Origin of the sequence: Cellulomonas xylanilytica (assembly GCF_007989805.1) — a bacterium.
Classification (GTDB): domain Bacteria; phylum Actinomycetota; class Actinomycetes; order Actinomycetales; family Cellulomonadaceae; genus Cellulomonas; species Cellulomonas xylanilytica.
Genome location: NZ_BJUB01000002.1, coordinates 326510 through 346295, shown reverse-complemented (window position 1 = coordinate 346295; position 19786 = coordinate 326510). Strand labels below are relative to the sequence as shown.

Below are 19786 nucleotides of genomic sequence, written 5' to 3'. Positions count from 1 at the left end.
GCGCTCAGGGCAACCTCGTGACGAACCCCTGGATCGCGGCCAGGGCGTCCTGGGCCGCGGCCGTGCCGAGGTGGAACTGGAACTGGTGGCCGACGGGTTCGTGGTCGGCGTCGAACAGCAGCGTCTCGTGCGGGATGCCCAGCCGCTCCAGGGTGGCGATCAGCGAGAGCGTGTGACCCAGGGCGGGGTCGGCGTTGCCGCACGAGACGAGCGTCGGCGGGAAGTCGGCGGTGAGGTGCTCGACGACGGAGATGCCGGAGAAGCGCGGGTCGTCGAGGTAGTCGAGCGTGCCGGTGAACGACCGCATCACCGAGTCGACGAACCAGCGGTTGCGGCCGCGCAGCCCGCGCGCGAGCGACATGTCGAACACGCCGCAGAAGAGCACGGTCCCGACGACCTGGTCGGGCGTGATGCGCGGGTGGGCGTCGATCGACGCGGCATACGCGGGGCTGGTCACCATGCCGGCCACCTGGGCGCTGATCTGCGCGCCCGCCGAGTCGCCGGCCAGGACGAGGCGCTGCGCGTCGACGCCGAGCTCGTCGGCGTGCTCCGTCAGGTAGGCGAGCGCGTCGAGCAGCTGGAACGCCGCGGTCGGGTAGGTGGCCCGCGGTGAGATGGAGTAGCCCACGCCGACCACGGTGCAGCCCCCGCCGGCGATGACGCGCAGGTAGTTGGCGATAAGGTCCTTGCTGCCCGACAGCCACGCGCCGCCGTGCACCCAGACGATGGTCGGCAGGCCCGTGCCCGGGGAGGTCGACCGGTGCACGTCGAGGCGGGCGTCCGGATCGCCGGCGCGGTAGGGGATGTCCAGGGTGGAGACGACGTGCCCCGGCACGAACGGCGCGGTCGCGGTCAGCCGCTCGGCGCCGTTGCGGTCGAACCGGCGGCGGAACACGACCGATGCCGGCTTCGGGCTCAGGCGCGCGGCGATCCCGAAGCCGACCAGACCCGCCGCGAGGAGCCCGATCAGCCAGCCGGCCGCGAGCCCGAGGCGTCTCATCCGTCGATGGTCGCACCACGTCCGGCGGGATCGGCTCAGGCGCGGGTCGGCGTCCCCGGCGTGACGGTCACGACCGCGCCCCGACGGGCCGTCAGTGGATCTCCTCTGTGCAACTTCTGGTCCACCGCTTAGGCTGTCTCCTGACGGACAACGCTTTCCCGACGTCCGTCGCAACGAGGCGACGACAGACACCGAGGACACCTGTGAGCGACCAGAACCCCACCGCACCGCGTCCCGCATCGAGCAGCAGCACCGTCGCGGGCGAGGGCGTCATCCCCGAGTTCGCCCCGGCGCCGGAGGGCCAGCACCGCCGCTACGCCGTGGCCGGCACCGGCCACCGGGCGGGCATGTACGTCGACGCGATCCTCGGGGAGCACGCCGACGTGGCGACGCTCGTCGCGCTGCTCGACACCAACCCGGGCCGCATGGCGCACTACGAGGCGGTCGCCTCCGAGGCGCTCGGTCACGCGGCGGACCTGCCGCAGTACGCGCCCGACGGCCTCGAGAAGATGATCGCGGAGCAGTCCGTCGACGTGGTCGTCGTGACCGCGCCCGACCACGCGCACGCGGAGCTGGTGGCGCGCGTCCTGGCCGCGGGGGCCGACGTCGTCGTCGAGAAGCCGCTGACCATCGACCGGCCCGGCTGCCGGCGGATCACGGGCGCGGTGGCCGAGACGGGCCGCGACGTCGTCATGACCTTCAACTACCGGTACGCACCGCGGAACTCGTCGCTGCGCCAGGTCATCGCGTCCGGCGAGATCGGCCAGGTGACCTCCGTGCACTTCGAGTGGGTGCTCGACACCGTGCACGGCGCCGACTACTTCCGCCGCTGGCACCGCGACAAGAAGAACTCCGGCGGGCTGCTGGTGCACAAGTCGAGCCACCACTTCGACCTGGTCAACTGGTGGCTGGGCGACGTGCCGTCGCGCGTCTACGCCCGCGGCGGCCTGAAGTTCTACGGCGACCGCAACGCCGCCGACCGCGGCCTGGGCGCCCGGCCGGCCCGCGGGACCGGCGTCGTCGGCGACCCGTTCACGCTGGACCTGACCAACGACCCCCGGCTCAAGTCCCTCTACCTGGACGCGGAGGAGCACGACGGCTACCTGCGCGACCAGGACGTGTTCGGCCCCGGCATCACCATCGAGGACAACCTGTCGCTGCTGGTGGACTACCGCCGCGGCGCCACGCTGACCTACTCGCTGAACGCGCACAGCCCCTGGGAGGGGTACCGCGTCAGCGTCAACGGCACCGCCGGACGCGCGGAGCTCGAGGTCGTCGAGCGCGGCGCGATCGCGCTGGACGACGAGGGCAACGCGCTGCTGGACCCGTCGGCCACGCCCACCTCGCTCGGCGACGCGCTGCGTCCCGAGGGGGAGCGGCTGCTGGTGCAGAAGCACTGGGAGCGGGCCGCCGAGTACCCCATCCCCGACGGCATCGGCGGGCACGGCGGCGGTGACGCGATCCTGCTCAAGGACGTGTTCCGACGACACCTGCGCGTCTCCGAGGACGCGCTCGGCCGCCCGGCGGGGTACCTCGACGGGCTGCGGGCGGTCTCCGTCGGCATCGCGGCCAACCAGTCGCTGGTCACGGGCCTGCCGGTGATGATCGCGGACCTGGACCTGGGCGCCTCGCTCGAGGCGGACCTGTGACGGTCTCCGCCCTGCACGACGTCGGCCGCGCCGTCGACGTCGTCGCCGACGGCACCACCCTGGCGCAGTACGTCTACGTCCCCACCGACGTGCAGCTGGAGAGCCCGCGGCCCTATGTGCACCCGGTCCGCACGCGCGGCGGGGACCTGGTCACCGCCTTCCGCCCGCACGACCATGTCTGGCACAAGGGCATCGCGTGGTCGCTGCCGGTGGTCGGCGAGCACAACTTCTGGGGCGGGCCCACCTACGTGCACGGCCAGGGCTACGTGCAGCTGGAGAACGACGGGTCGATGGACCACGTCGCGCTGACCGACCTGCGGGTCTCCGCGGACCGGGTCGACCTCACCCACACCCTCGCCTGGCACACGCAGCAGGGTGCGCACGTGATCGACGAGCAGCGCACCCTCGGGTTCGTGGTGCCCGCTGGTCGCGACGACGCCTGGGTGCTGACGTTCGAGACGACGATGACCAACGTGTCCTCCGACGACCTGACGATCGGCTCGCCCACGACGCGCGGCCGCGAGAACGCCGGCTACGGCGGGCTGTTCTGGCGCGGGCCGCGGTCGTTCACGGGCGGGACCCTGCTCGCCCCCGACTTCTCCGGAGGGGAGGAGGCCCGGGGCAGCCGCGGACCGTGGATGGGCTTCGTCGGCAAGCACGACGACACCGGCGGCGCCTCGACCGTCGTCATCGTCGACGGCACGGACAACCCGTCGCACCCGCCGCAGTGGTTCGCCCGCACCGAGCAGTTCGGCTGCCTCAACCCCGCGCCGTTCTTCTCGACCGAGGTCCCGTTCGCTCCCGGGGACACCCTGCGGTTCCGGTACGCGGTGGTCATCGCCGACGGAGCAGCCGATCCGACGTCCGCCGCCGCCCTCGCGGCTCTGGGCAGCTCCGTGTGAGCGGGATACTGACCGGATGAACGGACTTCCCGGCGGTGTCTCGGTCAGCCACCTGCGCGTCTACGACTGGCCCGCCGCCGACGGCGTGGGTGTGGCCGGCAGCGGCTCGCCGCACCTGCACGTCGTCTCGTCGGAGGCGTACGTCGTCCTCGCCGGGACCGGCTCCGTCCACACGCTGAGCCAGTCGGGCTTCACGGTGCACCCGCTGCGCCCCGGGTCGATCGTGTCGTTCGGCCCCGGGGTGGTGCACCGCGCCGTGAACGACGGCGACCTCGAGGTGCTCGTCCTGATGTCCAACGCGGGCCTGCCGGAGGCCGGCGACGCCGTCCTGACCTTCCCGGCCGCTGTCCTTGCCGACCCGGCCGCCTACCGCGAGGCCGCGACGCTGCCTGGGCCCGGCGCGTCCGACGACGAGCTCGCCGCCGCCGCGCGCCGCCGCCGTGACCTCGCGCTCGAGGGGTACGCCGAGCTCGGTGCCGCCGTCGACCGCCTCGGTCCCGCCGCCCTCAAGCCGCTGCACGACGCGGCCACCCGGCTGGTCCGGCCGTTCGCGCCGCGCTGGCAGGAGACGTGGACGCGCAACGTCTACCCGCAGAACGAGGACACCGCGGCCGCCCTCGAGGGTCTGTTCCGCGGAGTCGCCCCGCACCTGGCGCGCGGCTCGGTCTCCGGGGTCGACGCCAACCCGGCCCCGCGCCGCTACGGCATGTGCGGCCGCCTGCAGACGTGGCCCACACCGGTGTGACCGACCCTGCCGGGCGCCGAGCTCGTCACCTGGCGGCGAGCTCGTCCGTCGCAGCAGACGAGCTCGGCCGCGCGTGACGAGCTCGGCGAGGCGTCGGACGGGCGGCGCAGACCTGGCCGTCCGTGCGTCACGATAGGGACCCGACCACCGACCGCGGAGAGTTGATGAACACGCAGCACCGCTTCAGTCGCGTCGACACGTTCATGCGGCACAAGGGCCCCGCGGAGCTCCTCTACGGAGCGCTCGTCTCGAGCGTCGTCCTCGCCGCGACCAGCGCGGGTGCTGAGTCCGGCGAGATCGTCATCCTGGCCACCGCACTCATCTCCGTGACGTACTGGCTCGCGCACGTCTACGCCGACGCCATCGGCGGCCGGTTCGACGACGTCGACCACACCTCCGGTCATCGCCTCAAGCACGCGCTGCGGAACAACACCGGCGTGCTGCTGGGCAGCCTCCCGGTGCTCGTCGTGTTCGGGGTCGGTCGGCTGTTCGGCATGGGAGTCGTCGACGCCGCGTTCCTGTCCCTCTGGTTCACGGTGGCGATGCTCACCTCCGTTGCCGCTCTCGCCGCCCACCGCGCGGGCGTCCGCGGCGCAGCGCTCGTCGGCGAGAGCCTGCTGGCCGGGGCGTTCGGGCTGCTGGTGATCGTGCTGAAGTACATGCTCAACCACTGAGCGGCTACTTCGCTTGGTCATAGCTGTCCACCACCGCCACGTTCAGCGCGAAGTCCACGGGCGTGTCGCCGAACAGCAGCCGCCCCGCCTCGACGGCGGACTCGCGCACGGCGACCGCCACCTGGTCGGCGACCTCGGCAGGCGCGTGCACCATCACCTCGTCGTGCAGGAAGAACACCAGGTGCGGCCGACCGTCGACGGCCAGCAGCCGGCGCCGCAGCGACGCCATCCAGCACAGCGCCCACTCCGCAGCCGTGCCCTGGACGATGAAGTTCCGCGTGAACCGCCCCCAGTCCCGTCCGCGTCGCCGTGCGGCCCGGACGTCGTCGGCCCCCGCACCCTCCGCCGACGCCGCGGCGAGCTCAGCCTGCCACGCGGCGTCGGGCCGCGGTGACGTGCGGCCCAGCCACGTCGAGACGACGTCACCCCGCTCACCAGCACGGGCCCCCGCCTCGACCAGGGCGACCGCCCGCGGGTACGCACGGGTCAGGCGCGGCATGAGCACGGCCGACGGGCCGGTGGTGGCGCCGTAGATCGCGCCGAGCATCGCGTACTTGGCCTCGGACCGGGTCTCGACGATGCCCGCGTCCACCACCCCCTGGTACAGGTCCGCGTGCCGCCCCGCCGCCGCCATGGCGCCGTCTCCCGACATCGCGGCGAGCACCCGGGGCTCCAGCTGCGCGGCGTCGGCGACGACGAGCTTCCACCCCGGGTCGGCCCGCACCGCGCCACGGATGCTCGCGGGCAGCTGCAGCGCGCCACCGCCGCTGGTCGCCCAGCGCCCGGTCACCACACCCCCGGGCACGTAGTCCGGCCGGAACCGGCCGTCGTGCACCCACGCCTCCATCCAGGCCCAGCCGTTCGCGCTGAGCAGGCGGGCCAGCTTCTTGTACGCGAGCAGCGGCTCCCGCACCGGGTGCTCCAGCGCCTTGATCTCCCAGGTGCGCGTCGACTCCACGTCGCACCCCGCCGACCGCAGCCCTCGCAGCAGGTCCGGCTGCGAGTCGAGGTTCAGCGACGGCTGACCCAGCGCCGCCCTGACCTCGTCGGCCAGAGCCTCCAGCTTCGGCGGTCGCCCTGACCGGGGCCGCGCCCCGAGCATCTCCGTCAGCAGCGCGTCGTGCGCCTCGACGCTCCACGGCATGCCGTCGTGCTGCATCTCCGCCGCGATCAGCGCCCCCGTGGACTCCGCGGCCAGCAGCAGCCGCAGCCGACCCGGCTCGTCCGCACCCGCGACGGCCGCGAGCTGGCTGCGCAGCTCGTCCAGCGGATCAGCAGGGGCCGCTACCTCGGCGTCGTCGAAGAGGCTGCCCTCGACTGGCGGCGGAACCCGAGGCCCGTCCCACGGCCCGGCCGGAGCCGCCGCTAGCGTCGACCCCTGCGAGTAGACGCTCCGCCGCAGGATCGCGTGACAGAGCCGCAGATCATGGCACCGCTCGACCCGCACACCTGCAGCCAGCAGCGGCGGGTAGCGGCGCGACGTGTCGTCCCAGACCCATCGCGGCCGACCCAGCTCGCGCTCACGAACGAGCTCAGGGAGGTCCTCGGCGGCGACGATCTCCGACCCGAGCGGTTCGCCCTGGTCCGTCAGCGACTGCAGCTCCAGGACGCCGGGGCGCGCCGGGTCGTCGAGGAGCAGCAGCAAGGACACGGCTCATTGTGGCTGGAGGTTCCGACACTCCGGGCGGTGGAGACACCCACCTGCGTCACGCCCCTCGACTCGGCACGGGCGCAGCCCGGTCGCTCAGCGCCGCGAGCTCCGCATCGCTGCCCTCACCGTCACGGCCGACCCGTCCGGCGCCGTCCCTGCCGCCAACGACGAGTACTCGTCGGACCCCACCGCGTACACCGCCAACCGGCCGTCGGCGTCGGCGTGGATGCCCCAGCCGTACCGCTTGCCGAGGTCGCTGGAGCGCAGGCAGGCGTGGGACTTCGCGTAGAACGTCGCCCACTCGTCGGCCGAGGACGCGTCGACGTCGTGGCGGGATGCCCACACCTGGAAGATGACGTCCGAGGACCGCAGGGCGTAGGGGTCGGACGCGATGAGGGAGTAGGTCGCGGCGGCGATGGTCGTGCCGGTGGGTTCCACGCCGGCGACGGCGCGGGTGTCGGGTGCGACGGTGATGAAGGTGGACGTGTAGTCGACGCTCTCCATGCGAGGAGACGCTAGACGTCGGCACCCACAGGCACGCGGTGCATCGGGAAGATCCACGGCCCGGCGTCGGGAGGCCCGAGGGGCACGCGCGACTTCACGGGGTTGTAGCCGAGGGCGGAGTAGTAGGCGACGTTGTCGGGCTTGGTGGTCTCCAGGTAGGACGGTCCGCCGTGGCCGTCGACGAGCCCGAAGACGGCTGCCATGAGCTTCTTCCCGCGGCCTGCCCGCTGCAGGTCGGGCCGCACACCGAGCGCCTCGACGTACCAGGCGTCGCACGGCACCCCGGCGGAGGTGACGTCGCCGAACTTGATGATGCCGAGGCTGTGCTCGCGGGTGTTGGCGGCTATGCGCACGATGCGGAACGCCTGGCGCCACCAGCGGGCGGGGGTCATGGGGTAGGCGCCCGGCGGGTAGAGCGCGATCGCGCCGGTCACCGCGCCGTCGAGACGGGTCACGAAGGCGTGGCCGTGCTGCACCGAGTCGGCCAGGGTCATGCGGTACAGGGCGCGCAGCTCGCGTTCCCGACGGGCGCGGACGGGGAACAGGTGGACGAATCCGGGGTCGTCGGCGAGCGCCGCTGCCAGCACCGTCGCTGCTTCCGCGATGCCGGACGGGTGCAGCGGCTCGACGACGTCGGGGGGCGGGGAAGCGGACATGTCGCGCATCCTCTATGGGACATGCGTCCAGATGCAACCCCTGACTGACACCGGTCATGGGCCGTCTGACCTGCGAGAACGCTTACGAGGCGGTCAGTGCGTCCTTGAGTTTCACCCGCCCACCGCTGCGCAGGACGGCGTTGGAGTAGATGCGGCCGGCGAGCCAGACGAGCACCGGGATGAGCGCCAGCGAGATCCCGAGCGACACGGCGACCTCCCACGGCGCGACCTCGCCGAGCGCGATCCGCATGGGCATGAGCATCGGTGCGCAGAACGGCACGAAGCTGAGCCACACCACGAGCGGGTTGGTGGGGTCCCAGGGCGCGATGCTGACGCCGACCAGGTACGGGATCATCATCAGGGTCATGATCGGCGCGGTCACCGAGCCGACGTCCTCCTGCCGGGACACCAGCGCGGCCAGCGCGGCGAGCGCGAGCGCGTACATCGTGAACCCGACGACGAACCAGATGATCACCCACAGCGCGGTGGCGCCGAGGTTGATCGAGCTGGTGTCGACGAGCCCGAGGGCAGCCGCCGTGCCCGTGCCCGCCGCCACGACGAGCACCACCTGCGTCAGGCCGATCACCCCGATGCCGAGCACCTTGCCGGCCATGAGCTGCCACGGCCGCACGGTGGCCAGGAGCAGCTCCACGACGCGCGACGACTTCTCCTCGACCACGCCCTGCGCCACCAGCTGCCCGGCGGTCATCAGCGAGATGAACAGCAGGATGCCCGCGACGAACCCCGCCACGACCTGGGCGCTGTCCTGCTCCGGCTCGGGCTCCAGCGCCGTGACGTCGGCCTCCGCCTGCGCGATCGCGCGACCGACCTCGCCGGGGTCGCCGCCGAGGTCGGTGACGGCGGACGACAGGGCCTCCTGCTGCGCCAGCGAGGCGAACACGGGTGTCAGGGAGTCGGACAGGGACGTGTGCACGGTGACGGTCAGCGGGTCCGTGCCCGTGACGACGGCGCTGAGCGTGCCGTCCTCGAGGAGCGCCTCGGCGTCCTCGGCGGAGTCGACCTCCTGCGTCTCGATGGTCGTGCCCGTCACGGCTCCGATCGCGACGACCTGCTCCGCGATGCCGGCGGCCTCGGGCGTCACGCCGACCTGCTGGGCGGAGTCCGACTGCGAACCGACGATGTTGAGCAGGACCCCGCCGAGCACCACCGCGGCGACGAGCGCGATCGTGGTCCAGACGAAAGCCTTGGAGCGGATCCGGGTGGTGATCTCGCGCCCCGCGATGAGCCGGATGGCGGCGCCGTTCGAGATCTCGACGACGGTCGGACGGGGGTTCATGCGGACACCGTCTCTCGCTCGGTCGCGGCAGCGTCGGCGTCGGTGGTCACGACGTGCCGGTACAGCTCGGTCAGGGACGGGCGCAGGAGGCTGAACTCGTGCACCGGGCCGGCCGCCATGGCCGCGCGCAGGATCTCCTGGTCGACGGCGTCCGCGGACTGCCCGCGCACCTCGACCACCGACCGCCGGCCCTCCGTCGAGACGACGTGCGCCGACGGCACCGCGGTGATCCACGACGACGGCGGCGGTCCCTCGACCACCCAGCGCCGGTCGTCGGTCCGGCGCAGCTCCTCGATGCCGCCGAACTTCACCATCGACCCGCTCTTGATGATCCCGACCCGGTCGCACAGCGACTCGACGAGCTCGAGCTGGTGCGACGAGAACAGCACCGGCACGCCCGCGGCGGCCTGGTCGCGCAGCACGCCGCTCATCACGTCGACCGCGACGGGGTCCAGGCCGGAGAACGGCTCGTCGAGGACCAGGATGTCGGGGGAGTGCACGAGCGCCGCAGCCAGCTGGACGCGCTGCTGGTTGCCCAGCGACAGCTTCAGGATCTCGTCACCGCGTCGCTCCGCGATGCCCAGCACCTCGGTCCAGTGCTCCATCGCGGCTTTGGCCGACGACGCGTCCAGCCCGTGCAGCCGTGCGAGGTAGACCAGCTGGTCGCTGACCTTCATCCGCGGGTACAGGCCACGCTCCTCGGGCATGTATCCGATGCGCTGCCGCACGGCCAGGTCGATCGGCCGGCCGTCCCAGCGGACCTCGCCGGAGTCGGCCTCCAGCACGCCGAGCACGATCCGCATCGTCGTCGACTTGCCGGCGCCGTTGGAGCCGACGAAGCCGACGATCTCCCCGGCCTGCACCTCCATCGACAGGTCGCGCAACGCGCGGACCTCGCCATACGTCTTGTGGAGGGACTCCATCGTCAGTGCACCCATGGCGCCCATCGAAGCATCTGTCGGTGGCCAGACCTAGTCTGCGGAGCGTGCACCACCTCACTCGTGCCGGCGCCCGCCGCATCGCCGTGCGTGCGCAGCGGCTGACGGCGGACCGCCCGACGGACGTGCACGACACCGTGCGCGACCTGGGGCTCCTGATCCTCAACCCCACCGCCGCGATCGCGCCGAGCGCGGACCTGGTCCTGTGGAGCCGGATCGGGTCGGCGTACGACCCGCGCGAGCTCGAGGACGCGCTCGACCAGCAGTCGATCCTCGAGTACCGCGGCACGCTCCGCGTCGCCGACGACCTGGCGCTGTACCGCGCGGAGATGGCGGCCTTCCCCGGCACGGGGGACCGCGTCAAGGACTGGCAGCGGTCCAACCGGCAGTGGGTCGCGGACAACGAGGGCTGCCGGCAGGACATCCTCGAGATCCTGCGCGCCGACGGGCCGCTGCCGATCAGCGCGCTGCCCGACACGTGCGTCCGGCCGTGGAAGTCGACCGGCTGGAACAACAACCGCAACGTGCAGATGCTGCTGGGCATCATGGTGCAGATGGGGGACGTCGCCCCCGCCGGAGGCACCGGACGGGACCGGCTCTGGGACCTCGCCGAGCGCGTCTACCCGCAGGACCCGCCCGTCCCGCTGGAGGAGGCCTTCCGCATCCGCGACGAGCGGCGGCTGGTGGCGCTCGGCATCGCCCGGACGCGCGGACCCGAGCAGCCGGTCGAGCCGGTCGACGTCGGCGAGGTCGGTGAGCCGGCGGTGATCGAGGGCGTCCGGGGCGCCTGGCGGGTGGACCCGGCACAGCTCGACGCCCCGTTCGAGGGGCGTGCGGCGCTCCTCTCGCCGTTCGACCTGCTGCTGCACGACCGCAGGCGCATGACGGACATCTTCGAGTTCGAGTACATCCTCGAGATGTTCAAGCCGGTCGCCGCACGCCGCTGGGGCTACTTCGCGCTGCCGGTGCTCGTCGGCGACCAGCTGGTGGGCAAGGTCGACGCGACCGCCGACGTCAAGGCCGGGGTGCTGCGCGTGCACGCCGTGCACGAGGACCAGCCGTGGAGCGCCGACGCGCGCGCCGCGGTCGACGCGGAGATCGAGGACCTCGCGCAGTGGCTGGAGCTCGACCTCGTGCGGCCGAGCGGCGGAGGGTCCGCCGGCCGGTCGCGCTGACCGGCGAGCCGGCCCTCCGTCCCCGTCGGCCCGGGGGAACGGCGGACCGGGCCGACGGGTGCGTCGCCCCCCGTCAGCCCTCGGGCGTGACCGCGGATGACGGCCCGGCGGCCGATGGACGCCTCGCGGTCAGACCTCGCGAACCACGGCGACCCCGCCTGCCGGGATGGCGACGGTGTCGCGCACCAGCTCGTCGCGGAGCAGCTCGTGCCCCGATGCCGGCACCGTGACCTCGTCGGCGGAGTGGTTGAGGAGGAACAGCCAGGAGCGCCCGTCGTCGGCGACCCGCCGCACCACCTCGACGCCCTCGGGACCCGGCGTGAGCCCGGCCTCCGCGATCAGCGCGTCCGTCACGCCCTGCAGCCCGTCGGCGTCCAGGCGCGTGCCCAGGTACCAGGCGGCTCCCGAGCCGACGGCTCGCCGGGTGAGCGCGGGCCAGCCCGCCAGGTCGCCGTCGGCGAACGTGCGGACGGCCTCGGTGCCGGGGGACAGGTGCGTCTGCTCGGACCACACGTCGGCGGCCGTGCCGTCGTCGAGGGTCAGCGTCTCGCCGTCCTGCAGCGCCCAGAACTCCTCGGTGCGCACGCCGAGCAGCTCCCGGAAGGCCCCGGGGTACCCGCCGAGGCGGATGTGGTCGTGCTCGTCGGCGATGCCCGAGAAGTACGTGACCAGCACGGACGCACCACGCTCGGCCGCGCGGGCGATGTTCGCCGCGTCGGCGTCCGCCACCAGGTACAGCCCCGGCACGACGACCAGGTCGTACCCCGAGAGGTCCGCCGACGGCCGCACGACGTCCACCGTGACGTTCCGCTGCCACAGCGCGCGGTAGTGGGCGAGCACCCGGTCCGGGTAGGTGACCGCGGCCGAGGGGTGGCTGTCGAGCTCGGTGCCCCACCAGGCGGGGTAGTCGAAGACGATCGCCGCCCGCGCGCGGACCCGGCTGCCCTCGACCTCGCTGAGCGCCGTCAGAGCGGACCCGAGCGCGACCGTGTTGCGCCACACGTCGGTGTCGGTCCCCGCGTGCGGCAGCATCGCCGAGTGGAACTTCTCCGCCCCCGCGGCGGACTGCCGCCACTGGAAGAACATCACCGCGTCGGCGCCGCGGGCCACGTGCGCCAGCGAGTGCCGGATCATCTCGCCCGGGCGCTTGGTGCGGTTGCGCGGCTGCCAGTTGACCGCGCTCGTCGAGTGCTCCATCAGCATCCACGGCTCGCCACCGGCCACCCCGCGCGACAGGTCGGCGCTGAACGCCAGCTCGACGTGCGCCTCCGGGTCGTGGGCGCGCGTGTAGTGGTCGTTGGCGATGACGTCGAGGTCGTCGGCCCAGGAGAAGTAGTCCATCCACTTCGTGCCCGTCGACAGCATGAGGTTGGTCGTCGTCGGCACGTCCGGGGTGACCTCGCGCAGCACGTCCCGCAGCGCGCGGTAGTGCACCAGGAGCTCGTCGGAGGAGAACCGCGCGAAGTCCAGCTGCTGCGTCGGGTTCGGGTACGTCGGTGCGCTGCGCGGCGGCAGCACCTCGTCGAAGTCGTCGTACCGCTGCGACCAGAACGCGGTCCCCCAGGCGGCGTTGAGCGCCTCGACGGTGCCGTAGCGGTCCGCCAGCCAGCGCCGGAACGCGACCGCGGCATCGTCGGAGAAGTCGTGCGGGACGTGGCAGCCCAGCTCGTTGTCCACGTGCCACAGCGCCAGGGCGGGGTGCGTCCCGTACCGCTCCGCCATCGTCCGCGTCATCCGCAGCACGTACTCGCGGTACGCGGGCGACGACACCCGGTACGCCTGCCGACCGCCCGGGTGCAGCACCGTGCCGTCCGCCAGCTCCGGCAGGAACTCCGGGTGCTTGCGCGTGAGCCACGGCGGCGGGCTCGCCGTCGCGGTGGCCAGCGCGACCTTGATGCCCGCCCCGTGCAGCCGGTCGAGGACGTCGTCCAGCCACTCGAACTCGAACTCGCCCTCGCGGGGCTCGAGCTGCGCCCAGCTGAAGATGCCGACGCTGACCAGCGTGACGCCGGCCTGCTGCATGAGCTCCACGTCCTCGATGCGGGTGGCCAGGGGCCACTGCTCGGGGTTGTAGTCGCCGCCGTACTGGATCATCGGGTCCTCGCCGCTCGTCGTAGGTCTAGGTCGGGATCAACACGTTCATCTGGGCCGCACCGGACGTCCGCAGATCCGGTCGTCGGGACCCTCCATCGTGCGGACGTCCCGGTGGATGGAGTGCCGACGTCCGCAGATCCGGTCGTCGGGACGCTCGATCGTGCGGACGTCCCGTCGCCGCCTTCGACGACGTCCGCACTCGTGCGTGTTCCAGCCCCGTCGAGTGCGGACGTTGGACGCATGGGGGCGGTCATGCCGGGCGGAGGTCCTCGATGCCGTGCAGGAAACCGTCGCGCAGGGTGCTGCCCGGGGCCAGGTCGGCCTTGGTGACCGGGCGCCCGAGGGACGCGGACGCGTAGATGGCGGTGACCAGCTCCAGCGACCGGTGCGGGTCCGCGGCGACCGCGGGCAACGGTTCGCCCGAGCGCAGCGCCGCGTAGACCGCCCGCAGCAGCGGGGTGTGGCCGGAGGGCTCGTCGTCGGCCGGCAGCGCCCACGACGACGGCGCCGCGTCCGGCTCGCCGCCGGTGCGGGCCGGCGCGGGGGTCAGCGTCCACGCGCGGGCGTCGTGGCCGTAGAGGTGCTCGACCTCGACCGTGCCGAGCGAGGTGTCGACCCGTACGTAGCTGACCTGGCGCGGCGACAGGGCGGTGGTCAGCACGGACACGATCGCGTCGTTGGCGAACCGGATGACCGCCGTCGACGTGTCCTCCGTCTCCAGGTCGCGGTCCAGCCGGAATGCGCGCGCGTCGACCTCGGCCCACTCGCCCAGCAGGAACGCGAGCAGGTCGAGCTGGTGGATGCCCAGCCCGAGCAGCGGCCCGCCGCCCTCGGTCGCCCACTTCCCGCGCCACGGCACCGCGTAGTAGTCCTCCTGCTTGCGGTACCAGAGCGTGTGGCAGACCCCGACGAGCGGACGTCCGAGCGTGCCGTCCGCCAGCAGCCTCTGCACGTGCCCGACGGCCGTCCCGGTGCGCTGCTGGAACACCACCGCGTACTCGCGGCCGACCTCGCGGGCGACCTCGAGCACCGCGTCCAGGTCGGCCAGCGACAGGACGGGCGGCTTCTCGCAGACCACGTGCGCTCCGCCGCGCAGGGCGGTGATCGCCTGGTCCTTGTGCAGGCCGGGCGGGGTGCACAGGTGCACGACGTCGACGAGCCCGGCCGCGAGCAGGTCGTCGAGGCTGTCGTACCGGCCGGCCACGTCGAACTCGTCGGCGAACGCGTCCCGCACCGCCGGGTTGGGGTCGGCGACGGCGACGACGTCGGCCAGCGGGTCGGCTGCCAGGACCCCCGCGTGGGCGTGGGCGATCGCCCCCGTCCCCACGATGGCGACCCTCAGCATGCCCTGCTCCGTCACGTCCGGCTCCCTTGCCTTCATGAATCGATCCAATGCCACGGTAAGCGCTTGCTTCGTGATCCGTCCATCGCGCCCAGCACCGACCAGCCTGCCCGGCCTCGTTCCTCCGGGCCGAACTCGTCCGTGGCAACCGACGAGTTCGGGCGGGCGGTACGAGCTCGGCGGAGGGTGGCGGACTCGCCGGCGGCGAACGGTGTGGCGTGCTCAGGCCGACGGGTCCGACGAGCCGCGGACCACCAGCTCGGGCTGGAACTGGACGCGCTGGTGCTGGAACGCCGCGCCCTCGGACCGCTGGCGCAGCAGCAGGTCGGCGGCGGTCCAGCCGAGCTGGTGGGTCGGCTGGCGGACGGACGTCAGCGGCACGGTGAGCATCGACGCGAAGACGACGTCGTCGTACCCGACGACGGCCATCTCGGCGGGGATCGCCACACCGTGAGCGCGCAGCGCGCGCAGGGCGCCCAGCGCGGTGAGGTCGTTGACGCAGAACATCGCGGTGGGCCGGTCGCCGTCGGCATCGAGGAGCCGGTTGACCCCGTCTTCACCGCCCTCGGCGTTCAGCGACCCGATGGTGATCTCGACGAGCGACGCCGCCGGGTCCAGCCCGGCGTCGGCCAGCGCGGCGAGGACGCCCTCGCGGCGGTCCACGCACTGCTTGATGGTGAGCGGCCCGTTGAGGAACGCGATGCGGGTGTGGCCCAGGCTGACCAGGTGCTCGATCGCCAGGGCGCCGCCGCGCACGTCGTCGACCGCGACCGACGAGATGTCGTCGACGGGCGACGTGGTGTCGAGCAGGACGACGTCGATGCCGCGGTCGCGCAGCGCCAGCAGGCCGTCGAGCGAGCCGGCGGACGGCGTGACCATGACGCCCTGCACGCCGTGCTCCTCGAACAGCCGCAGGTACCGGGCCTCGCGCTCCGGGTCCTCGTCGGAGGAACTGAGCATGAGCGTGTACTCGTCGGCGGCCAGCCGGTCCTCGACGCCCCGGGCGACCTCGGTGAAGAACGGGTTGGCGATGTCGAGCACGATGGCGCCGACGGTCTGGATGGTGCCCGCGCGCAGCTGCCGCGCGGAGGCGTTGCGCACGAACTGGAGCTCCTCGATGGCGACGAGGACGCGGTCGCGCGTGCTGTCGCTGACCTGGTCGGGACGGTTGAGGACGTTGGAGACGGTGCCCACCGACACCCCGGCCCGCTTGGCGACGTCCGTGATGGAGGGCCGGCGGTCCGCGCGTCCCCGTGTCGTCGTCGACATCGACCGTCGTCCTCTCCGTCGAACCCATCGAGCGTGCGCCCGATGGTAGTTGCCCGGCGACGACCGTCGTGGGTGCCTCGCTGCACCGTGACTCTTGTGGCGGGCCGGGCCTACGCGTACGGTGCAGGGTAATGAATCGATTCACGATTCTCAAGGCCGGGCTGACGCGACGGCGTCCGCGGCTCTACTCTTGACAGTGCGGTAAACGCTTACTTAGAGTGCGTGAATCGTTTCAACGTCGAATCGAGGAAGGTGCCGCATGACCCGCGTGTGCTTCGTGTCCCGCGTCCGGCCCGACCGGCTGGACGAGTACCGGACCCGGCATGCCGCCGTGTGGCCCGAGATGCTCGAGGCGCTGCGGGACACCGGCTGGCGGGACTACTCGCTGTTCCTGTCCGGTGACGGCCTGCTCGTCGGCTACCTCGAGACCGACGACTACGCCGCCGCTCAGGAGGCCATGACCCGCACCGCGGTCAACCCGCGCTGGCAGGCTGAGATGAGCGAGTTCTTCGTCGACGACGGCAACCCGGACGAGGGCTTCCAGGTCCTCGACGAGGTGTTCCACCTGGAGGACCAGCTGCGCGCGGCCGGCCTCGCCACCCACCCCCAGGAGCTTCCCGCATGACCATCCACGATGTTTTGAGGCAGCAGACGATCGAGCTCCCCTCCTGGGCGTTCGGCAACTCCGGCACCCGGTTCAAGGTGTTCGCGCAGCAGGGCGTGCCGCGCGACCCGTACGAGAAGATCGCCGACGCCGCGCAGGTGCACCGGTACACGGGCGTCGCGCCGCGGGTGAGCCTGCACATCCCGTGGGACCTGGTCGACGACTACGACGACCTCGCGCGCCACGCCAAGGAGCAAGGCGTCACCATCGGGGCGATCAACTCGAACCTGTTCCAGGACGACGACTACATGCTCGGCTCGCTGACGCACCCGTCGGCGACCGTGCGGAAGAAGGCCGTCGCGCACCACCTGCAGTGCATCGACGTCATGCGCGCCACGGGGTCCACCGACCTCAAGCTCTGGCTGCCCGACGGGCTGAACTACCCCGGTCAGGACTCGCTGCGCGCCCGGCAGGACCGGCTCGCGGACTCCCTCGCCGAGATCTACGCGGCGCTCGACCCGAACCACCGGCTGATCCTCGAGTACAAGTTCTTCGAGCCCGCGTTCTACGCCATGGACATCCCCGACTGGGGCACGTCGCTGCTGCACTGCCTGGCGCTCGGGGACCGCGCGATGGTCGTCCTCGACACCGGGCACCACGCGCCGGGGACCAACATCGAGTTCATCGTCGCCCAGCTGCTGCGGGCCGGCCGGCTCGGCGCGTTCGACTTCAACTCGCGCTTCTACGCCGACGACGACCTCATGGTCGGCTCGGCGGACCCGTTCCAGCTGTTCCGGATCATGCACGAGATCGTGCAGTCGGGAGCCCTGGCACCGGACTCGGGGGTCAACTTCATGCTCGACCAGTGCCACAACATCGAGCCGAAGATCCCCGGGCAGATCCGCTCGGTCATGAACGTCCAGGAGGCCACCGCGAAGGCGCTGCTGGTCGACGCCGACGCGCTGCTCGAGGCGCAGACGTCCGGTGACGTGCTGGGTGCCAACGGGCTGGTGATGGACGCGTACAACACGGACGTGCGGCCGCTGCTCGCGGAGCTGCGGGAGTCGCAAGGGCTCGACCGCGACCCGATCGGGGCGTACAAGGCGTCGGGGTACGCGGAGAAGATCGTCGCCGAGCGCGTCGGCGGCACACAGGCGGGATGGGGAGCATGAGCGTCGCTGAGGAACTGGTCGCACGGTCGAACCGGTTGGGTGCGGACCCACGGACGACCAACTACGCGGGTGGCAACACGTCGGCCAAGGGCAGCGCCACGGACCCGGTGACGGGTTCGGACGTCGAGCTGCTCTGGGTGAAGGGGTCCGGGGGTGACCTGGGCACGCTGACCGAGAAGAACCTGGCGGTGCTGCGCCTGGATCGCCTGCGTGCGCTGGTCGACGTCTACCCGGGCGTGGACCGCGAGGACGAGATGGTCGCGGCGTTCGACTACTGCCTGCACGGCAAGGGGGGTGCGGCGCCGTCGATCGACACGGCGATGCACGCTCTGGTCGATGCGGCGCACGTGGATCACCTGCACCCGGACTCGGGGATCGCGTTCGCGACGGCGGCCGACGGCGAGAAGCTCACGCAGGAGGTGTTCGGGGACACGGTGGTGTGGGTGCCGTGGCGTCGGCCGGGGTTCCAGCTGGGGCTGGACATCGCGGCGATCAAGGCGGCGAACCCGCAGGCGATCGGCTGCATCCTGGGCGGGCACGGCATCACCGCGTGGGGTTCGACGTCGGCCGAGGCGGAGGAGCGGTCGCTGCACATCGTGCGGACCGCCGAGGAGTACATCGCGTCGAAGCTCTCGGAGGGCCCGCACCCGTTCGGTGAGGTGGTGAACGCTCCGCTGGGCGACGAGCAGCGTCGGGCTCGTGCCGCCGCGCTGGCGCCGGTGATCCGCGGGCTGGCGTCGACGGACAAGCCGCAGGTCGGCCACTACACCGACTCGTCGGTGGTGCTGGACTTCGTGTCGCGCGAGGCGCTGGGCCGGCTGGCCGAGCTGGGCACGTCGTGCCCGGACCACTTCCTGCGCACCAAGGTCAAGCCGCTGGTCGTCGACCTGCCCGGCGACGCCCCGATCGAGGAGGTCGTGGGTCGCCTCAAGGAGCTGCATGCCCTGTACCGGGCGGACTACCAGGGCTACTACGACCGCAACGCCACCGAGGACAGCCCGGCGATCCGCGGTGCGGATCCGGCGATCGTCCTGGTCCCGGGGGTGGGGATGTTCTCCTTCGGCAAGGACAAGCAGACCGCCCGCGTGGCCGGGGAGTTCTACGTCAACGCGATCAACGTGATGCGCGGCGCCGAGGCCATCAGCACCTATGTGCCGATCGACGAGGCCGAGAAGTTCCGCATCGAGTACTGGGCCCTCGAAGAGGCCAAGCTGGCCCGGATGCCGAAGCCCAAGCCGTTGGCCACCCGGGTCGCGCTGGTCACCGGGGCCGGGTCGGGCATCGGGCGGGCCATCGCCGAGCGGCTCGCCGCCGAGGGTGCCTGCGTGGTCATCGCGGACCTGAACCTGGAGGGCGCGTCCGAGGTTGCCGCCTCGTTGGGTGGTCCGGACGTGGCGATCGCCGTGCAGGCCGACGTGACCTCCGAGGACGACATCGCCCGCCTGATCGCCGAGACGTCCCTCGCGTTCGGTGGCGTGGACCTGGTGGTGAACAACGCGGGTTTGTCGATCTCCAAGCCGCTGCTGGACACCACGGTCAAGGACTGGGACCTGCAGCACGACGTGATGGCCCGCGGCTCGTTCTTGGTCGCCCGTGAGGCGGCCCGGGCGATGATCGCCCAGGACATGGGCGGCGACATCGTCTACATCGCCTCGAAGAACTCCCTGTTCGCGGGCCCGAACAACATCGCCTACTCCGCGACCAAGGCCGACCAGGCTCACCAGGTCCGCCTCCTGGCCGCCGAGCTCGGCGCGCACGGGATCCGGGTCAACGGGGTCAACCCCGACGGGGTGGTGCGCGGGTCGGGGATCTTCGCCGGCGGCTGGGGCGCCCAGCGCGCCGCGACCTACGGCGTGCCGGAGGAGGAGCTGGGTGCCTACTACGCGCAGCGCACCCTGCTGAAGAAGGAGGTCCTGCCCGAGCACGTCGCCGCGGCCGTGTTCGCGTTGACCGGACCCGACCTCGTCCAGACCACCGGCCTGCACGTCCCGGTCGACTCCGGCGTCGCGGCAGCCTTCCTGCGGTGAGCCGGTCGGTGCTCGAGAACGGCACGTCCCGACGAGCGCGGCAGCTCCGACTGCCGCGCTCGTCGCGGACCGTCGCGGCTGGGAAGG

General features: G+C 72.2%; 17 protein-coding genes. 8 read left to right on the top strand and 9 right to left on the bottom strand.

Translation table 11 applies throughout. The features are described 5' to 3' along the window. Positions 1–4 precede the first annotated feature (4 nt). Complete coding sequence (locus CXY01_RS04465; RefSeq protein WP_186813291.1) at positions 5–1000, bottom strand: alpha/beta hydrolase; 996 nt, start codon at positions 998–1000, stop codon at positions 5–7. A 203-nt stretch (positions 1001–1203) separates the two neighbouring features. Between CXY01_RS04465 and CXY01_RS04460 the strand changes: the two genes are divergently transcribed. The 4 genes from CXY01_RS04460 (at position 1204) to CXY01_RS04445 (ending at position 4970) form a co-directional block, all read left to right on the top strand. After that, entirely contained in the window at positions 1204–2649 is a 1446-nt protein-coding gene (locus CXY01_RS04460; RefSeq protein ID WP_146925849.1) for a Gfo/Idh/MocA family protein, read from the top strand. Continuing rightward, entirely contained in the window at positions 2646–3551 is a 906-nt protein-coding gene (locus CXY01_RS04455; RefSeq protein WP_146925848.1) for a DUF6807 domain-containing protein, read from the top strand. Before CXY01_RS04460 ends, CXY01_RS04455 begins: the two co-directional genes overlap by 4 nt. A gap of 16 nt (positions 3552–3567) precedes the next feature. Further along, positions 3568–4296 (top strand): cupin domain-containing protein, encoded by a 729-nt coding sequence (locus CXY01_RS04450; RefSeq protein ID WP_146925847.1) that lies wholly within the window; start codon positions 3568–3570, stop codon positions 4294–4296. 164 nt (positions 4297–4460) lie between these two features. Continuing rightward, the gene (locus CXY01_RS04445; protein WP_146925846.1) at positions 4461–4970 is read left to right on the top strand and encodes a hypothetical protein; all 510 of its coding nucleotides are present in this window, start codon (positions 4461–4463) and stop codon (positions 4968–4970) included. 4 nt (positions 4971–4974) lie between these two features. On the opposite strand, the gene CXY01_RS04440 is transcribed toward CXY01_RS04445, so the two are convergent. From CXY01_RS04440 to CXY01_RS04420, 5 genes are all read right to left on the bottom strand, one after another. Further along, complete coding sequence (locus CXY01_RS04440) at positions 4975–6615, bottom strand: bifunctional 3'-5' exonuclease/DNA polymerase (RefSeq protein WP_146926097.1); 1641 nt, start codon at positions 6613–6615, stop codon at positions 4975–4977. Between the two features lie 99 nt (positions 6616–6714). Then, a complete protein-coding gene (locus CXY01_RS04435) occupies positions 6715–7125 on the bottom strand; it encodes a DUF6157 family protein (RefSeq protein WP_146925845.1) in 411 nt (136 codons plus the stop codon). An 11-nt stretch (positions 7126–7136) separates the two neighbouring features. After that, positions 7137–7781 (bottom strand): GNAT family N-acetyltransferase, encoded by a 645-nt coding sequence (locus tag CXY01_RS04430; RefSeq protein ID WP_246125035.1) that lies wholly within the window; start codon positions 7779–7781, stop codon positions 7137–7139. Positions 7782–7863: 82 nt separating this feature from the next. Then, positions 7864–9078, bottom strand: coding sequence for an ABC transporter permease (locus CXY01_RS04425; protein ID WP_146925843.1), 1215 nt, complete (start codon positions 9076–9078; stop codon positions 7864–7866). Next, positions 9075–10016 carry an ABC transporter ATP-binding protein gene (locus CXY01_RS04420; RefSeq protein WP_146925842.1) on the bottom strand — a complete coding sequence of 314 codons (942 nt, stop codon included), beginning with the start codon at positions 10014–10016 and terminating at the stop codon, positions 9075–9077. The genes CXY01_RS04425 and CXY01_RS04420 overlap by 4 nt, the downstream gene beginning before the upstream one ends. 47 nt (positions 10017–10063) lie before the next feature. Between CXY01_RS04420 and CXY01_RS04415 the strand changes: the two genes are divergently transcribed. Next, positions 10064–11191, top strand: coding sequence for a DNA glycosylase AlkZ-like family protein (locus CXY01_RS04415; protein ID WP_307724381.1), 1128 nt, complete (start codon positions 10064–10066; stop codon positions 11189–11191). A gap of 129 nt (positions 11192–11320) precedes the next feature. On the opposite strand, the gene CXY01_RS04410 is transcribed toward CXY01_RS04415, so the two are convergent. The 3 genes from CXY01_RS04410 to CXY01_RS04400 form a co-directional block, all read right to left on the bottom strand. Beyond that, the gene (locus CXY01_RS04410; protein WP_146925841.1) at positions 11321–13285 is read right to left on the bottom strand and encodes a beta-galactosidase; all 1965 of its coding nucleotides are present in this window, start codon (positions 13283–13285) and stop codon (positions 11321–11323) included. A 250-nt stretch (positions 13286–13535) separates the two neighbouring features. Beyond that, a complete protein-coding gene (locus CXY01_RS04405) occupies positions 13536–14645 on the bottom strand; it encodes a Gfo/Idh/MocA family protein (protein ID WP_246125034.1) in 1110 nt (369 codons plus the stop codon). Positions 14646–14849: 204 nt separating this feature from the next. Further along, positions 14850–15896 carry a LacI family DNA-binding transcriptional regulator gene (locus CXY01_RS04400; protein WP_146925839.1) on the bottom strand — a complete coding sequence of 349 codons (1047 nt, stop codon included), beginning with the start codon at positions 15894–15896 and terminating at the stop codon, positions 14850–14852. Positions 15897–16155: 259 nt separating this feature from the next. Here CXY01_RS04400 and CXY01_RS04395 point away from each other — a divergent pair, with 259 nt between their 5' ends. From CXY01_RS04395 to CXY01_RS04385, 3 genes are read left to right on the top strand one after another with little or no spacing between them, the layout of a single operon-like run. Continuing rightward, a complete protein-coding gene (locus tag CXY01_RS04395; RefSeq protein ID WP_146925838.1) occupies positions 16156–16521 on the top strand; it encodes an L-rhamnose mutarotase in 366 nt (121 codons plus the stop codon). After that, complete coding sequence (gene rhaI / locus CXY01_RS04390) at positions 16518–17672, top strand: L-rhamnose isomerase (protein ID WP_146925837.1); 1155 nt, start codon at positions 16518–16520, stop codon at positions 17670–17672. The genes CXY01_RS04395 and rhaI overlap by 4 nt, the downstream gene beginning before the upstream one ends. Then, the gene (locus tag CXY01_RS04385) at positions 17669–19699 is read left to right on the top strand and encodes a bifunctional aldolase/short-chain dehydrogenase (RefSeq protein WP_371862747.1); all 2031 of its coding nucleotides are present in this window, start codon (positions 17669–17671) and stop codon (positions 19697–19699) included. The genes rhaI and CXY01_RS04385 overlap by 4 nt, the downstream gene beginning before the upstream one ends. The last annotated feature ends 87 nt before the right edge of the window (positions 19700–19786 follow it).

Excerpts from the sequence above, each read along its gene's own strand:
- CXY01_RS04465 (WP_186813291.1), bottom strand. The coding sequence starts at position 1,000 with ATGAGACGCCTCGGGCTCGCGGCCGGCTGGCTGATCGGGCTCCTCGCG.
- CXY01_RS04450 (WP_146925847.1), top strand. The coding sequence starts at position 3,568 with ATGAACGGACTTCCCGGCGGTGTCTCGGTCAGCCACCTGCGCGTCTAC.
- CXY01_RS04445 (WP_146925846.1), top strand. The coding sequence starts at position 4,461 with ATGAACACGCAGCACCGCTTCAGTCGCGTCGACACGTTCATGCGGCAC.
- CXY01_RS04435 (WP_146925845.1), bottom strand. The coding sequence starts at position 7,125 with ATGGAGAGCGTCGACTACACGTCCACCTTCATCACCGTCGCACCCGAC.
- CXY01_RS04430 (WP_246125035.1), bottom strand. The coding sequence starts at position 7,781 with ATGTCCGCTTCCCCGCCCCCCGACGTCGTCGAGCCGCTGCACCCGTCC.
- CXY01_RS04425 (WP_146925843.1), bottom strand. The coding sequence starts at position 9,078 with ATGAACCCCCGTCCGACCGTCGTCGAGATCTCGAACGGCGCCGCCATC.
- CXY01_RS04420 (WP_146925842.1), bottom strand. The coding sequence starts at position 10,016 with ATGGGTGCACTGACGATGGAGTCCCTCCACAAGACGTATGGCGAGGTC.
- CXY01_RS04410 (WP_146925841.1), bottom strand. The coding sequence starts at position 13,285 with ATGATCCAGTACGGCGGCGACTACAACCCCGAGCAGTGGCCCCTGGCC.
- CXY01_RS04400 (WP_146925839.1), bottom strand. The coding sequence starts at position 15,896 with ATGTCGACGACGACACGGGGACGCGCGGACCGCCGGCCCTCCATCACG.
- CXY01_RS04395 (WP_146925838.1), top strand. The coding sequence starts at position 16,156 with ATGACCCGCGTGTGCTTCGTGTCCCGCGTCCGGCCCGACCGGCTGGAC.
- rhaI (WP_146925837.1), top strand. The coding sequence starts at position 16,518 with ATGACCATCCACGATGTTTTGAGGCAGCAGACGATCGAGCTCCCCTCC.
- CXY01_RS04385 (WP_371862747.1), top strand. The coding sequence starts at position 17,669 with ATGAGCGTCGCTGAGGAACTGGTCGCACGGTCGAACCGGTTGGGTGCG.